The following is a 14,454-nucleotide window of genomic DNA, read 5'->3' as shown; positions in this document are numbered from 1 at the left end:
GGAGACCATCCCTGAGGATGTAGACTGACTCCCTGCTGGCAGACCATGTGTCTGTCATAGGCCACCACCTACGAGATAGTGACGAAATCAGACGGGGCTAAACACGTACGAATTCATTATCAACGGGGAAAAACAATTCATCTCCGGCCTCAATGACGCCGACTGGTTGTTGTTGCTAACAAGAACAAAACCGAAATCTGCGTGTGAGGATCCCCGTGAAGGGCTAACGATGTTTATCGTCGACCCAGATGAGGATACCGTTGATTACAGCGAGATCCCTCTCGACATGTACTTCCCTGACAGAACATACCAAGTATATATCAACGACCTTCATATTACCGAAAACAGAATTCTCGGGACTTTGAACAAGGGCTTGTTTGAGATTTTCGAAGGGATGAATGGAGAACGAATTACAGCAGGAGCAGGAATGTTGGGGGCTGGGAGGTGGGTATTAGACAAAGCAGTAGAATATGGGAACGAACGCACCGTTTGGTCGGCCCCTATCGGGAGTCATCAGGCTATACAGCATCCGCTTGCTGATGCGCACGCTGATCTAACGGCTGCTCGTCTCGCTCTCTACCAGGCTGCTTGGCAGTACGACGAAAAGAAAGACGGTATCGCCGAAACCACCAATATCGCAAACCTCCAAGCCGGGAAGGCAGCGTGGAACGCCGCCGAGGCGGCTATGACCACGTTTGGTGGGATGTCCGCATCGGCCGAAATTGGCATTTCTGCAGCGTGGAGTTTCATTCGGCATTCCCGGACCGCGCCTGTGACTGAAGAGATGATTCGAAACTATCTCGGCCAACACGTCCTTGGACTACCCCGGTCGTATTGATAGCCATAGGGAGGAACGCCTCGCAGCGCTGCGGTTTGACCGCTAGTATCGGTCCCGTGGATTCGGCTATGCCTGGCTGGACAGTCACCCGACGATGGGTGGTAGCAAATGAGACAAGGGGAGCACCGTAGATCACTGATTATTCGGTGTCGACTAACGACCCGAACAGTTCTTCGGCGTCCGCTGGCACGTCGAAGTCGTGGAAGTGCTCACCGTTCTCTTTCGTGAGAATGTTGAGCGCGGCTGCCGCACCGTCACCTGCGGAGATGACTGCCTGCCACTCCTCGGCCCGGACCATCGCGCCCGTGGCATAGGCGTCTTCGACCGACGTTTCCATCGTTACGTCCACGTCGACGACATCCTCATCGGTGAACGCACAGCCCAAGTCATCCGCTAGATCGCGGTTTGCCCCCGTCGCTAACACGACGTAGTCCGCCGTGGACTCGTCGTCAGCTGTGGTGACGAGGAAGCCATCGTCGGTCGTCGAAACCGACGTGACTTCGGTGTCCTGGTGACGGGTGACGCCAAAATCATCGACCTGTTCCCGGAGCGTGGTTATGTAGGCCGACCCGTCGATTGACCCGATTCCGGGGTAATTGAATAGGTGGGCCTTGTGGAGCCACGTCTCGTCGGTGTCGAAGACAGTCGTTTCCAGGCCATTTTTCGCCGTGAACAGTGCGGCACTGAGGCCAGCCGGACCACCGCCGATAACGAGTACGTCTGCCATGCGAGCTTATTGCTTGGTCAGTACGAAAAACCTTCTCAATCCCACTGGTACTCGACCGTATGCAGGGAGTATACCGCGAGTCTCTCGCTGAGCAACTCTCGCAGACGGTCTGTCAATTGGGGCGAGAAACGTGCTGGACCATCCGTTCTAGGCTAATTTGAGATCGCCTGGAGAACGTCAGCTGTTCCCGGTCTAAGAGCCCGGTGGGAGATGAAATGGAACTACCACCGGATTCGGTGATTGAGGAGCGATTGGTGAATACCGTTCCGAAACCCCGGCTGCGCGAGCTTGCTCGCGCAACCGGGTTGGTCCAGCGCGATGGCGAAAAACTGGCGGCTGACGCCTTGTTCTGGCCGCTCACACTCGGATTTGTTGCTGGCAACTACCGGACACTCGAAGAGTTCCGCCAGGAGTACATCGACACCTTCGGTGGAACGCTCAGTTATGCCTCGTTCCACGGGTGGTTCACAGAACGCCTCTGTGCGTTCCTTCGAGTACCGTGTTGAATAGCAGTGCTTTGCCTGGGCGGTCGAAATTTTGGTCGCGTCGCAAAACCGTTCAAAGTTTAGCGCCGTACTGAGCGCCCCTCTATCTTAAACGCTATCAGAATCGCGTGCACCGGGTGCACAGAAATTTAAGACCATAACAGGTATTATTCTGGACTCGTTTTCGACGCTGGCGAGCAAAGTCTAAACGACTTTGCGACGCGACCACCAGTTTCGCGGCTCCTACGAGAGACTACCGAAATTGATCTGGGGCTAAACACGTACGCCGTACCGAACCTGTGCGCAAAGAGATGCCGTACGAGCTGTCTAACGTCACGTGACCCGCTCGTCGAGAGACAGAACTAAGTCATGTGAAACCGTATCACAGTGATATGCTTCACGCCGAAGGCCCCATGCTCACCGTCGATGTCGGCGAACGGACCACCAAACGCGTTGGCATCGACGACGTACTCGAGAACACGATCGGTGGGCGTGCGACCGCGACCGCGCTGGCCCACGACCGCATCCCCTTCGACGCCGACCCGCTCGGCCCCGAGAACCGCGCGTACCTTTCGACGGGGCCGCTGCAGATGAGCCGGATGTCCTTCACCGGCCGGATGAACATGACCGGCCTCTCACCGCTAACCGACGGCCTCGTCTCGACGAACGCCGGCGGCTACCTCTCGCGAAACTTCACGGGCGCCGGGCTCTCGGTGCTCGAGGTGACCGGCCAGAGCGACGAACTGCTCGCGATTCACGTCACCGACGGCCCAGACGGGCCCGACGTCGAGTTCGAGGAAGTCCCCGAACTGGAGGGCGCCGAGGTCAGTCGCGTCTCGGGCTACATGGACACCCACCACGACCTCGGGCCGGAGAACTGCATCACCATCGGCCCGGCCGGGGAGAACCTCGTGCGCTTTGCGTCGGTGATGACGTTCGACTCCCGGGCGTTCGGCCGCGGCGGCATCGGCGCCGTCCTCGGGTCGAAGAACGTCAAGTGTGTCACCTTCGAGGGCGACTCCTCGCCTGACATCGAGATCCCGGACCCCCCGGCGATGGATGTCCACCGCGAAGCTGCGACCAGCGATGACCTGTTTCGGCGCCAGGGGACCACGAGCTACACGGAGTTCATCAACGACAACTTCTCGGTCCCGACGCGGTACTTCGACGACTATCAGTTCGAGCGCATCGAGAACATCGGCGGCGATGCCGTCGAGGGGAAGAAGTACAAGAAGGGCGCCTGCTCGCAGTGTGCCTACGCCTGTAAGCTCCCCACCAAAGACGAGATAAGGGGGGTCGAGACGGAGGGGCCGGAGTTCGAGACGGTGTACTCCTTCGGCACCAGCCAGGGCGTCGACGACATCGTGGACGTGATGATCTCGAACGACCTCTGTGACGAACTCGGGATGGACACCATCTCCGCGGGTGTCACCGTCGCCGCCTACCTTAAGAGCGAAGACGAGTTCGGGAACGCCGAGTTGGCCCACGAGACCGTAGAGAAAATCGCCCACCGCGAGGGGATCGGCGACAACCTCGCGGAGGGAGTCGACCGCTGCCACGAGGACCTCGGCGTCGACAACTACACAGTGAAGGGGATGGAGTTTGCCGGCCACGACGGCCGGACGCTTCACGGGCAGGGTCTCTCCTACGCCGTCGCCAACCGCGGCGCCGACCACATGTACGGCGGGATGTTCGGGCTGGTGTACGCCGGCGAGGTTGACCCCGAGGGGACGCTCGGCAAGGCCGAGACGCTGGCGGGACTGGAGAACCACAACGTGATCCGCGACTCCGGCATCGTCTGTGCGTTCGGTGGGGAGCAGGGCTACCTGACCGAAGAACGGGTCGCACAGCTGCTTGACGCCGACTACGAACGCCTCCAGGAGATCGGCGCACGGACCGTCGCGCGCGAGCGTCACTTCAACAACAAGCGCGGCAAGGACGTCGACGACGACCGCCTGCCCTACGAGATTCCGGACCTCGCGGAGGCCGTCCAGAAGTATTACGAGGTACGGGGGTGGAACGAGGACGGTACCGTCCCCGACCCGGCGGTCGACGCGGTCGCCCCCGCAAGCGGCGACGACTAGGCGTTCGCCACTCTCGCCCGCGGACTATCCGCCGTACACCGCGGGGACGATCCGGACTACGTCGCCCTCCTCGAGTTCGGTCGAGAGGCCGTCGAGGTGGTTGATGTGCTTCTCGTTGACCGAGACCACCGTTGAGCCCTCGGTCCCGTCACCGTCCGCGTCGACGATGCGCCCCGCGAGGGGCGAGTACTCGGCCTCCAGCGCCCGGAGCAGTTCGCCGACTGTCGTCCCGGGGTCGTACTCGCCGCCGACGTTCTCGACGCCGGCGTCCTCGCGAAACGGGCCAAACAGTTTACACTCGATTTGCATAGGCCGACGCTGTCGCGTTTCGAGTATATAAATGGTGGTGCCGCGAAGAATCTCCTCAGCCGAATAAGGCGGTAAAGTTACGTTGCAGCAGCTGCAATCGTTTCTCAAGTGGTTTGAACGATGTCAAACACGGAATTTGGCGTGTCCATTTCGGATGAACTCGTCGAGGAACTGGACGAGCTGACCGAGCAGTGCGTTGATCTCCAAGCAAGCCGTTCAGAGGTTGTTGAGGCGATTCTGACCGCGTACTTCCAGAGTGATGTCGACCACAAGGCACGAGTCCGCGAGCTCATCATCCGCCGCCGAAAAGGAACTCTTTAACTAGTTTTTCCCCTTTGCAGCGGCTGCAATCGCTTCTAAAACCGTATCTTTGAAACGAGATAGAGAGTGCACCGCTAGTTTTAAGTACTCAAACGCGACAGGTCTACCTATGCGCGCAGCAGTCCTCGAGGAACACGGCGAACCGCTCTCGATCGAAGACATCGACGCGCCGGACCCCGATCCGAACGGCGCGGTCGTCGACGTCGAAGCCTGTGGCGTCTGTCGGAGCGACTGGCACGGCTGGCAGGGCGACTGGGACTGGATCGGCATCGAGACCCAGCCCGGACAGATCCTGGGCCACGAACCCGCGGGTACCGTGATCGCCGTCGGCGAGGAAGTCGAGGGCGTCTCGGAGGGCGACCACGTCGCCGTCCCGTTCAACCTCGGCGACGGGACCTGTATGGAGTGTCGCCAGGGTCACTCGAACACCTGCGAGAACGTGATGCCGCTGGGGTTCGTCGAGGCCGTCCAGGGGGCGTTCGCCGAACAGGTCCACGTCCCCTTCGCCGACCACAACCTCGTGAAACTCCCCGACGGCGTCTCGTCGGTCGACATGGCCGGACTAGGCTGTCGGTTCATGACCTCGTTCCACGCGCTGGCCCACCAGGCCGACGTTGGCGCGGGCGACTGGGTGGCCGTCCACGGCTGTGGCGGCATCGGCCTCTCGGCGGTCCACATCGCCGACGCGCTGGGTGCGAACGTCGTCGCGGTCGACCTCACCGACGAGAAACTCGAGTCGGCCCGCGACCTCGGTGCCGTCGAGACGGTCAACGCCGAGGAGGTCGACGACGTCCCGGCCGAGGTGAAAGCGATCGCCGACGGCGGGGCCGACGTGTCGATGGACGCTCTGGGGATCGCGACCACCTGCCAGAACTCCGTCGGGAGCCTCGGCACGCGCGGCCAGCACATCCAGGTCGGACTCACGACCGACGAGGAACGGGGGATGGTCCACCTCCCCACGGACGCGATGGTGATGCAGGAGATCGAGTTCATCGGCTCGTTCGGCATGCCACCCACTCGCTACGACGAGATCTTCCGGATGGTCGCAACCGGGAAACTCGAGCCCGACGCCGTCGTCTCCGGGACGATCGACCTCGAGGACGTCAACGACACGCTCGAGGCGATGACCGACTACGGGACGGAGGGGATCCCGGTCATCGACGAGTTCTGATACGGGTTGCCGTACCGATGTGCCGGCGCAACCGGCGCTCGGGTCGCGGTTGCGCCGGAACCGACTTGCAGGAAACCGTATGACACCGTCGGCCGGAGACCGATTCCGAGCGACGGAGATCCGTCATCCCGTTTCTGTGACGTGACGCCGTTCTGTGACGCGTGACGCCGGCATCACGCGGATAGTCGCCGAAGTGAACAGTCGGTCCGGCGTGAGTTGAAGGTTTCTCGGGACGTATCCGGGAGAGGCATCGCCGTCGTCAGTGACACAACGAAACAAGATACCATAGTTTTGACCCTTCGACAACCGCCGTCAGTAACAGCTACTGCATCTTCTGATCGTAAGAACGCGCCTCTGACAGCTTGAGACTACGTACAATCGACCCTACCCCGTCGCCGTCTTGCGTTCAACAAGGCATGCGAGCGTCATCAGTCGTGAACTGCCAGTCAATCGTCGATTCGTCGTCGTTTCGGGTCCGTTCCCACGCAGCGACCTCCGCACGGAGTGTCGCTGCGTCGCGGATTCGTCGATCAAGACACTCTGTCCACAGAGCACTGAATTCAATCTCTGCCATGTTTAGCCAGCTGCCATGTTCTGGCGTGAAGTGAAATTCGAGCCTACTGAGGATTCGACGCGCCTCTTTTGGCGGGAATTGTTCGTAGAGAGCGTACGCCTGGTGTGTGTTCAGATTGTCCATCACCACCCGGATGCGGTCAGCATCCGGGTAGTGATCATCCACCAACGCTTGCATCTGCTGAGCGAACTCTTCTTTCTGCCGTCGCTTGGTTACTTCAACGTGTCGCCAGCCACTCAACGGTTCGCTCATCATGAAGAGATTGCGCGTCCCGTTGCGTTCGTAGGTGTAATCGTACCGAGCGACCGCTCCCGGGCGCGCCGGGAGCGGGTCGCGGACCTCTTTGTGGAGTTCCTTGTTGGACTCGTCAAAACAGACGACCGGGCAGCGTGGATCGTACGGTTCGTGGTAAAGATCGAGAACGTCCTCCATCTTGCAGACGAATGCGGCGCTGTTCTCGGGTGTGATCACCCATGATTTGGATCGGTGAGGGTGCAGTCGTGTTTTTTTAGAATTCGTCGAACGGTCTCGTGAGAGATCGACTCAACGTCGATCTCGGTCAAGGCAACGAAGTGCTCGGCAAGGAGATGGAGCGACCAGCGAGACCGTCCTTCCGGTGGATCGCTGCAGGCGAGTCTGATGAGATGTGCTTCTTCACGTCCGTCAAGTTTGCGCTCATAGACACGGTCGGCCTTGCGGCGAGTAATCGCCGCGAGGCCGTCCTCGGTATAGCGTTTGCGGAGTCGTTGAACGGTAGCGGAATGGCACCCGACGGCTTCACTGACCTCTGGGTCAGTCAAGCCGTCATCCGAATGCAAAAGACACCGTGCCCGCGTGAGTTCCCGCGTTTTGTAGGTTCCAGCGGACAGCATCGAACTGAGCTCGGCTCGTTCATCGGCAGACAGATCGACGACATACTGTTTGGTTCGGGGCATGAATTACTTCAGAGAAGCTCTGAATACTACCTAGAGGTGCTCTGAGTAGATAAAGATAGCAGTTCAGGGCTGAAGCCGCACTAGGTTGATGATGAGTGATTTTATGCTATCGTCTCCCCCGCCCGCATCTCCACCGCCTCGATCAGGAGTTCCGCGACGTCGACGATCTCGACGTCGTCCTCGAAGTTCCCGGTCTTCCGCCCGTCCTCAAACATCGTCGTGCACATCGGGCAGGCGACGACGAACTTCTCGATGTCGGCGCCCGCGTCGGTATCTTCGACCGCCTCGCGGAGGCGCTCCTCGCTCGGCTTCACCTCCTCGTCGTGTTCGGTCCAGAGGCCGCCGCCGCCCCCGCCACAGCAGAAGGAGTCGTCGCGCGAGCGGGGCATCTCGTGGAGGTCGGCGCCGGTCGCGCGAATCAGCTCGCGGGGCGCCTCGTACTCGTCGTTGTACCGGCCGAGGTGACAGGGGTCGTGGTAGGTGACGGTGTAGTCTAACTCGTTGCCCGACAGGCCGAGCCGTCCCGCCTCGACTAACTCCTCGACCACCTGCGTCCAGTGGAGCACGTCGATCTCCCCGTCCGGGTTCCACGGCTCCTCGCGCTCGAACGGCATCATTGGGTCGTCAGCGAACTCGGCGAAGTCGACCTCGGGGTACTCGTTTTTGATGGTGTTGTAGGAGTGCGGGTCGGTGCAGACAATGTTCTCGAACTCGCAGTCCGCGAACGTCTCGACGTGGTGGCCCGCCAGTTCGAGGTAGAGGAACTCCTCGCCGATCCGGCGGATGTCGTTGCCGTCGGTCTTCTCGTCGTCGAAGAGGATACCGAACGACACGTCGGCCTCGTCGAAGAGGCGTGCGAGCGCGCGAGCAACCTGCTTGTTCCGGTCGTCGAAGCTCGGGTAGTCGCCGACGTACCAGAGGTACTCCACCTCCGTCTCGCGGGCGTCCGGGACGTCCACCCCCTCATCGAGGTCGTCCGTCCAGTCGCCGCGCGCCGACTGCGACTCGCCGAAGGTGTTCCCCTTCTGCATAACGTCTTGGAACACGTCCTGAAGGTTCGAGTCGACCGCCCCTTCGTCGACGAGCTGGCGGTTCATCTTCGTGAAGGAGGTGAGGTGTTCGATATCGACCGGGCAGGCGTCCATACACGCCATACAGGACATGCACGACTCCATCGACTCGGCGTCGATCACGCCGCCCTCGTCGGCAACGATGGGAACGGTGCCTCCATCTGTACTCGCCACGCCGCCGTCAGTCACCGCTCCGCCGCCCGACCCGGCCACCGGGTCGTCGCTCACAGACTCGCGGTACGCCTTCAGGTCGAGGATGACGTTTCGCGGGTCGAGGTTTCGCCCGACCGTGTCGGCGGGGCAGGCGTCGGTACAGCGGCCGCACTTCGTACAGGCGTCGCCGTCCAGCAGCTCCTTCCAGGTGAAGTCGTCGAGCGACTCCGCGTTGGTGTGATCGAGGTCCGCGGGGACGTTCGGGAGCCGCGCGCCCGCGTCCTCGTCGCGGGCGACGACGTTCGCGAACGAGGAGATCATGTGGAACGGCTTCGCGTACGGGATCCACGCGACGAACGCGAACGCGAGCAGGGAGTGACTCCACCAGAGGGCGCCGTATATCGCCTCGGCGCCCGCGGCCGTGAGCCCAGCCGACTCCAGCCCCGTCGCAAGCGCCATCCCGACGAAGCTCACCGTCTCGGTCGCGCGCTGGGCCTGCCCGACCATACTCACGCCCTCGACGAGGAAGCCGCCGACCCCGAGCAGGAACAGCGTCCAGACGAACGCGTCGTCCTCCAGCGAGGTGTGTTTCCCCCACAGCCGCCCCTCGCGCTTCCGGTAGCGACGGAATCCGGCCATGCCGACGCCGACGACGAACAGCAGGCCGAACGCGTCGACGGCGAACTGGTAGGCGAGGTAGAAGTCGCCGACCCAGAACGACTCGCCCGTGAGCGGGCGGTAGAGGTCGATGTCGATCCCGAGGATCGTCGTCGCGACGAGCAAGACGAGGAACCCCCACAGCACGAACGTGTGCATCACGCCGGTGTAGAGGTCCCCGTCGAACTGGTTCTCGTTCGCGAGGACGGTCTTCGTCGCGGCAACGACCCGGCCGGGGAGGTTCGATAGTCGATCCCGCGGATCCGCGCTCCCGTACGCGTACGCCGCGAACCGGGCGTAGACGCCGTAGAGGAAGACGAGGACCGCGACGGCGGCGAGCCAGTAGAACGCCGCCTTCCCCACCGGACCGATCGTCCAGAAGGTCTCTCGGGTGGCAGTTTGTAGCGCAGTCACACTGGGATTTTTAACAGTAATTAAATAAACCTTAGGGACGGCGAGCATTATTCTGCTCTATCAAGTCAATTATAAAAAATCAAATTGGCACGCTCTTCGGTAGACTGGCGGAACCAAGAGTATTAGCGCCTCTGGCAGGGCAGAAACGAATATGTCCAACGAACGCCCTGCCCTTGGCCAGAGGCTAGCGGAACTTGTGGGTCGTGTCGCAAAGCGGTCTAGAGTTTGCCTCTGGTGCTCTCAATTGAGAGGTCACAACTCATTGCTGTTTTGGTCTGTCGCTGGAGCAGTTCGTCGAGGAACGACTGGTAGTATGATGGATCGGCGTACTTCACCAACCGAAGCTGGAGGATCGCCTCTAATCCTTCCTTTGTCCAGCGCATCCACTGGTTCTTGCACCGCTTGCTGACTTCGCCCATCAGTCGTTCGACGGGGTTCGAGGTCCATGGCACCTCGAACCCCTCGATAGCCTGCTTGGCAAACGTCACTATCGACGGCAGCCACCGCCGAAGATACCTCGCCGCCTTCTCCGAGCCGTACTGATTCAGCTGCCACGCTGTCTTCTCGATACGCTCGGTCGTTCGCGCGATCCGCTCGCGGATCGCCGCGAACTCCTCTTCTGGCCGGTGCTTGATGACCGAGTTCTTCAGATGGAACACTTCTTCGATTACTTCTGAAACGATCTGGTTACGCCGATCCAACGAAAAGACACCGTCGTCCCAGAGGTTGTAGTCAAGCGTTCGGCCAACGTGGACGAGATCGAGTTGGTGATCGCTGTGTTCGTCGGTAAAGGCTGTGACAATGCCGCTATCGCCGTCACTGACGACTGTCGCGTCGTCAGTGACTGCGCCGATGTCTTCGAGTTCGGCGGCTGTCTCGTCCCAGTCAGCGTTGACCGAGAGATCCAGCAGAGAGCGTGACTCCTCGGCGGTGTTTTCGCCAAGTGTGGCTTGGACAGAGTGGTACGAGCGGTCTTCGTCTTGGCTGTGACACTGCGTGCCGTCAGGAATAACGGCGTCAGCGTCGGTGTCAGCGACACAGTCGGGAAGAAACTGCTTGAGCTTGGTGCCGTATTCTTTGGTGCGACGGTTGATGGTGGTCGGCGACGGCATCCTCTTGAAGATGCCGTCGCCGTGATCGGCACCGTTAACTTAGGCAGACGTTCCAGGTCCAAGCGAACTGTTTGAGCCAGTTGTTCGTCGTGGCTACGTCGTCACCGGTGAAGGATGCGTAGAACGTGTCAATCCGGCGTTTTAGCTCCTGTATCCAGCGTTCGATACGGTTTCTCACGCTGTGTCGGCGGACGATATGTGTGATGTCAAGCGGGGTGAAGACGGGGCCGTAGCTGGCCCCGTCTGTCACCACAATTGGTGGGGCTCGCCCGTACAGCTCGGCGAGTTCCGACAGGAACCGCCGAGTTGTCAGCGTGTTTCGAGACGGTGCCACTTCGGCGTGTAACAGATCGCGTGTCTCCGGATCGACCGCTGCAAACAGCACAAACTCCTCTCCCTGCTGTGAGATCGCTGTCTCGTCCATCAACACGACAGCCGGCAGGTCGGCGGCGGGCCGCCGACCAGCCTCTCGCAGTCGCTGGCCGAATTTCTGGATCCACTTCCAGATCGCCACGTGAGACCGATCGACGCCGAGCCACCCGAGGACTCGCTCGATCTTCCGCAGGCTCACACCGTGATTGTACAGCAGGATCGCCAGTTCGACAGACTGGCGATCCGTTCGCTCACGCTCGAAAAACTCAATCTCCTCCAGTACCTCTGCTAACTCGGGAAGGTTCAGTTTCATCAGCTCCACTAGGAGCCGAATCTTCCCATCCCTTTCGCTAAGTTAACGGTGCCCCGTGATCTGCCGCATCACGATAACTGAGTGAGGTAGCGAGGTCGACGCTTTGGGCGGCGATGTCTTGCTGATAGCGGTTTTGGCCGTCGAAGCCGAGAACGTCTTCGACGGGCCGGAAGTAACTGGATTCGTCGTGATCAGCAGCGGTGTCTTTGACGTAATGAAGATTGAACTCGTGTTCACCGGCGGTTGTGACAGCTGTGCGAGTATCAGTGCCGGCTCGTTGGAAGCGGTTTTCGCCGTTGCCGTGAGCGTGTTTTTCGCCACAGAGCGCCTCGACGCGGCCCGCGTCGAGGCTTTCGACGAGTCCTTCGAGAAGGACCGATTCGATGTTTTGGTCGGTAATGAACTCGGCAAGCGTGGCCAGCGGTATCGTTTTGTCGTCGTCGATGCTAACGGTCAACCGCACGTCGATTGTGGCGTGCATGGGACACCTCGGGTGGACACCAGAGGCGTCCCCTTGCTCAGGGGAGTCAGTTACTACTGAACTCTAGAGGATTTTGCGACACGACCAGCCGCTGGGAGAGGTCTGGACTGATGGACTGCCTGCCTACCAAGGGATGGAGCACGATCACCGGTACGTCGTCCACGACGACGAATACGTCTCTGACGAGGGTGTCCACACGAACCAAGTAGAGTGTCTCTGGTCACTACTCCAGCCGTGGCTGGCGAAGTTCCGCGGCCTGTCCAAGCAGGGCTTGGAGCAGGCCGCTCGGACCTATGAGTTTCTCCGGTCACTGAATCTTAGTGGGGCACCGATCCACGGTCTCGTGGATTGCATCGCTGTCAATGTACTCCGCTAATTCCGCCAGTCTACCGAAGAGCGTCACCAGTACTCCATGAGGACGGTAATCCGGTCGCCGCCACCCGTTTCCAGCGACTCTATCTGCCGGGAGAAGGTACTCCTCCGTCGGTCGGAAACTGCCCGAAGCGGTCGGAATCGACGTGATTTCGAGCACCGCGACGCTGTCGGCTTCCGCGTTGGGACGAATGGTACCCCGACCCATCCATTGGTCGGGCCTCGTCTGGATGAGCCTGCTGACTGATGTGAGACGTGGGAGCCGTCTCCTCGTGCTCCTCGGCGAGAAGGCCTTCGACTGGCGGGCCAACCGTCGGGAGTCCGTCACCACCGCTCGGACGATAGCGGTGGCGCCCTGGCCACCCTCCCGATCGGACCGTGCATCGGCCATTGTGGTTCGGTCACTGGGGACACCACACGCATCGAGATCGGGGTCGGTCATACGGTCGTGCGAAACTACATACCGATATAGATTCAACTTCGTGTAATGAGTCGGTTGGACGGTATCACTCTGGAAGAACTTCAGGAACTGCGTGAGCAAACAGAGGGTGAGATTCCTCGGGAACGGGTGCTGGCTGCGATCGGACGAAAACAGGGCGACGAGCTTGAGAGACTGGCTGAACGCCATGGCGTCGTTGAGAAGACAATCCGCAACTGGCTCGATCGGTTCGCGCGCGAACCGATCGAGCAAGCACCTTACGACGACGATCGATCAGGTCGTCCGTCGAAACTCGATGAAGAGCAACGCGAGCAGCTGTTCGAGCAACTTCAGCAGCCACCGACCGAACTCGACTACGAACAGCAAGCGTGGTCGTCAACGCTGCTGATAGACCACATCAAAGAGGAATACGACGTTGAGTACAGCAAAGGACACGCGCGCAAACTCATGAGCAAGGCCGAGCTGTCCTACCGGACAGCACGGCCGCGCAATCACGAGGCAGACCCGCAAAAAGAGGCGGAGTTCCAAGAAACAGTCGAAAAAACGGCCGGAACTGACAGAGAAAACCGTCGTTGTCGTCGATCAGTTCACCAAGCGCGTCGGCACAGTTCAACGACGTGGCTGGTACCCGATCGGTTCAAATCCGACGATAGAGACCTCAAACTCGTGGGATAAAGTGACCGTACTGGGCGCTGTCACCGATGACGGTGACAGCTTCTACTGCTGGACCGAAGAGAACCTTACCTCACAGCAAGGTATCTGGCTGCTTGGTGCGCTTCAAGACCGATTCGGTGAAGAGTTAGTGGTGTTTCTCGACCGTGCGGGATATTTCTACAACAGGGATCTCTGGGAACACGTCAGCGATGAGCGCGCGACCGAAACTGTCGGAGACAGTTCGGTCGCATGCGTGCGCGGAGACGAAGATGGTGAGGAGCATCTCGATGTGTGGTACTTTCCGCCGAAATTACCGGAGCTCAATCCGGTGGAAGGATGCTGGGATCGACTCAACGAATGGTTCAAGCATCGTCTCATCCCGGATCTTGCAACGCTGAAACAGCAGCTCCAACGAGGCCTCCCCACGGTTGATGAACCGAATATCTGGAACTATCTCTGCCCGTGAATACAGGTAAAAATTAACGCACGACCGTATCAGTCACCGCGAGGGCTGGCGAGGCGCCCACGCAGCCACTTCCAGGACGCCTGGCGATAGCTATTCACAACATAGTGTGATACGTACCCGAATACGGTCCATCTCCTCGGTGAGAAGCGGACGCAGATACCGCCGAGCAGTCGCTCGCTCGCCAGTCCACGCACGGTGCTACCACGTCGCTGGTTCCACGTTCCGATGGTCCGTCGTCGAAGCCGCACAACAGCCTCCGATTCGGCCTGTCCGACCGCGTCATCCACGACCTATCATGTCGTCCGCTAGTCTGGGCGCACTAGCCGCCATCCCCGGTCGCTCCGAGCCCGGCAGCGTCAACCCCCGCGAGGGTCCACCACAGTATGCCGTTGGTAACGTTTAATTCGGACGCACTCGCACGTTCTATCGCGTATGAAAGTACTTGACTTCGTGAATTTATAAAGAGCAGAACCAACCTTCGTCCGGGTATGGAGGCAACACCGATTG

12 protein-coding genes and 4 pseudogenes are annotated in these 14,454 nt (G+C 60.2%); 8 read left to right on the top strand and 8 right to left on the bottom strand.

Annotation, left to right across the window (positions count from 1 at the left end; genetic code table 11):
- The first annotated feature begins 229 nt into the window (after window positions 1-229).
- Window positions 230-838 (top strand): acyl-CoA dehydrogenase family protein, encoded by a 609-nt coding sequence (locus tag ACFQEY_RS13170; RefSeq protein ID WP_379769312.1) that lies wholly within the window; start codon window positions 230-232, stop codon window positions 836-838.
- A 139-nt stretch (window positions 839-977) separates the two neighbouring features.
- Here the strand turns inward: ACFQEY_RS13170 and ACFQEY_RS13165 are convergent, their stop codons facing one another.
- Window positions 978-1,565, bottom strand: a complete 588-nt coding sequence (locus ACFQEY_RS13165; protein WP_379769310.1) for an NAD(P)/FAD-dependent oxidoreductase — start codon at window positions 1,563-1,565, stop codon at window positions 978-980.
- Window positions 1,566-1,780: 215 nt separating this feature from the next.
- Here ACFQEY_RS13165 and ACFQEY_RS13160 point away from each other — a divergent pair, with 215 nt between their 5' ends.
- Together ACFQEY_RS13160 and ACFQEY_RS13155 are read left to right on the top strand one after the other, a co-directional pair.
- Window positions 1,781-2,071: a hypothetical protein gene (locus ACFQEY_RS13160; RefSeq protein WP_379769308.1), complete on the top strand. Its 291-nt coding sequence runs from the start codon at window positions 1,781-1,783 to the stop codon at window positions 2,069-2,071.
- Window positions 2,072-2,442: 371 nt separating this feature from the next.
- The gene (locus ACFQEY_RS13155) at window positions 2,443-4,134 is read left to right on the top strand and encodes an aldehyde ferredoxin oxidoreductase C-terminal domain-containing protein (protein ID WP_379769305.1); all 1,692 of its coding nucleotides are present in this window, start codon (window positions 2,443-2,445) and stop codon (window positions 4,132-4,134) included.
- 24 nt (window positions 4,135-4,158) lie between these two features.
- Here ACFQEY_RS13155 and ACFQEY_RS13150 read toward each other — a convergent pair whose 3' ends face one another.
- On the bottom strand, window positions 4,159-4,443 hold the full coding sequence (locus tag ACFQEY_RS13150) for a ubiquitin-like small modifier protein 1 (protein ID WP_379769303.1): 285 nt from the start codon (window positions 4,441-4,443) through the stop codon (window positions 4,159-4,161).
- Between the two features lie 120 nt (window positions 4,444-4,563).
- Here ACFQEY_RS13150 and ACFQEY_RS13145 point away from each other — a divergent pair, with 120 nt between their 5' ends.
- A complete protein-coding gene (locus tag ACFQEY_RS13145) occupies window positions 4,564-4,764 on the top strand; it encodes a ribbon-helix-helix domain-containing protein (RefSeq protein ID WP_379769300.1) in 201 nt (66 codons plus the stop codon).
- 109 nt (window positions 4,765-4,873) lie between these two features.
- Window positions 4,874-5,935, top strand: a complete 1,062-nt coding sequence (locus ACFQEY_RS13140) for a zinc-dependent alcohol dehydrogenase family protein (RefSeq protein ID WP_379769298.1) — start codon at window positions 4,874-4,876, stop codon at window positions 5,933-5,935.
- A 406-nt stretch (window positions 5,936-6,341) separates the two neighbouring features.
- On the opposite strand, the gene ACFQEY_RS13135 is transcribed toward ACFQEY_RS13140, so the two are convergent.
- The 5 genes and pseudogenes from ACFQEY_RS13135 to ACFQEY_RS13115 form a co-directional block, all read right to left on the bottom strand.
- Window positions 6,342-7,444, bottom strand: a protein-coding gene (locus tag ACFQEY_RS13135; RefSeq protein ID WP_379769295.1) for an IS630 family transposase whose coding sequence is annotated in 2 segments (ribosomal slippage) — window positions 6,342-7,009 and window positions 7,009-7,444 — 1,104 coding nt in all. Because the reading frame shifts where the segments join, the coding sequence is not laid out codon by codon here.
- Window positions 7,445-7,545: 101 nt separating this feature from the next.
- Window positions 7,546-9,738, bottom strand: a complete 2,193-nt coding sequence (locus ACFQEY_RS13130) for a heterodisulfide reductase-related iron-sulfur binding cluster (RefSeq protein WP_379769293.1) — start codon at window positions 9,736-9,738, stop codon at window positions 7,546-7,548.
- A gap of 218 nt (window positions 9,739-9,956) precedes the next feature.
- Window positions 9,957-10,886: pseudogene (locus ACFQEY_RS13125) on the bottom strand (ISH6 family transposase); the annotation flags it as partial.
- Entirely contained in the window at window positions 10,885-11,535 is a 651-nt protein-coding gene (locus ACFQEY_RS13120; RefSeq protein WP_379769291.1) for an IS6 family transposase, read from the bottom strand. The gene ACFQEY_RS13120 and the pseudogene ACFQEY_RS13125, both read right to left, overlap by 2 nt.
- A gap of 52 nt (window positions 11,536-11,587) precedes the next feature.
- Window positions 11,588-12,016: pseudogene (locus ACFQEY_RS13115) on the bottom strand (ISH6 family transposase); the annotation flags it as partial.
- An 85-nt stretch (window positions 12,017-12,101) separates the two neighbouring features.
- Between ACFQEY_RS13115 and ACFQEY_RS13110 the strand changes: the two are divergent.
- A pseudogene (locus tag ACFQEY_RS13110) lies at window positions 12,102-12,392 on the top strand (transposase); the annotation flags it as partial.
- Here the strand turns inward: ACFQEY_RS13110 and ACFQEY_RS13105 are convergent.
- A complete protein-coding gene (locus ACFQEY_RS13105; RefSeq protein ID WP_379769316.1) occupies window positions 12,324-12,830 on the bottom strand; it encodes a hypothetical protein in 507 nt (168 codons plus the stop codon). The pseudogene ACFQEY_RS13110 and the gene ACFQEY_RS13105 overlap by 69 nt on opposite strands.
- A gap of 45 nt (window positions 12,831-12,875) precedes the next feature.
- Between ACFQEY_RS13105 and ACFQEY_RS13100 the strand changes: the two are divergent.
- Both ACFQEY_RS13100 and ACFQEY_RS13095 read left to right on the top strand, forming a co-directional pair.
- Window positions 12,876-13,301, top strand: a pseudogene (locus ACFQEY_RS13100) (helix-turn-helix domain-containing protein); the annotation flags it as partial.
- A gap of 16 nt (window positions 13,302-13,317) precedes the next feature.
- Entirely contained in the window at window positions 13,318-13,947 is a 630-nt protein-coding gene (locus ACFQEY_RS13095) for an IS630 family transposase (protein ID WP_417448642.1), read from the top strand.
- Window positions 13,948-14,454: the final 507 nt, after the last annotated feature.

The organism is Halorubrum trueperi (assembly GCF_042662525.1).
GTDB lineage: Archaea > Halobacteriota > Halobacteria > Halobacteriales > Haloferacaceae > Halorubrum > Halorubrum trueperi.
Note: the sequence above shows the minus strand (reverse complement) of the source record. Positions and strands in the feature narration are given on the sequence as shown.

Bases quoted from the DNA above. Each gene is read 5' to 3' on its own strand.
- ACFQEY_RS13150 (WP_379769303.1), bottom strand. From the start codon at position 4,443: ATGCAAATCGAGTGTAAACTGTTTGGCCCGTTTCGCGAGGACGCCGGC.
- ACFQEY_RS13155 (WP_379769305.1), top strand. From the start codon at position 2,443: ATGCTTCACGCCGAAGGCCCCATGCTCACCGTCGATGTCGGCGAACGG.
- ACFQEY_RS13165 (WP_379769310.1), bottom strand. From the start codon at position 1,565: ATGGCAGACGTACTCGTTATCGGCGGTGGTCCGGCTGGCCTCAGTGCC.
- ACFQEY_RS13140 (WP_379769298.1), top strand. From the start codon at position 4,874: ATGCGCGCAGCAGTCCTCGAGGAACACGGCGAACCGCTCTCGATCGAA.
- ACFQEY_RS13105 (WP_379769316.1), bottom strand. From the start codon at position 12,830: ATGACCGACCCCGATCTCGATGCGTGTGGTGTCCCCAGTGACCGAACC.
- ACFQEY_RS13170 (WP_379769312.1), top strand. From the start codon at position 230: ATGTTTATCGTCGACCCAGATGAGGATACCGTTGATTACAGCGAGATC.
- ACFQEY_RS13145 (WP_379769300.1), top strand. From the start codon at position 4,564: ATGTCAAACACGGAATTTGGCGTGTCCATTTCGGATGAACTCGTCGAG.
- ACFQEY_RS13120 (WP_379769291.1), bottom strand. From the start codon at position 11,535: ATGAAACTGAACCTTCCCGAGTTAGCAGAGGTACTGGAGGAGATTGAG.
- ACFQEY_RS13160 (WP_379769308.1), top strand. From the start codon at position 1,781: ATGGAACTACCACCGGATTCGGTGATTGAGGAGCGATTGGTGAATACC.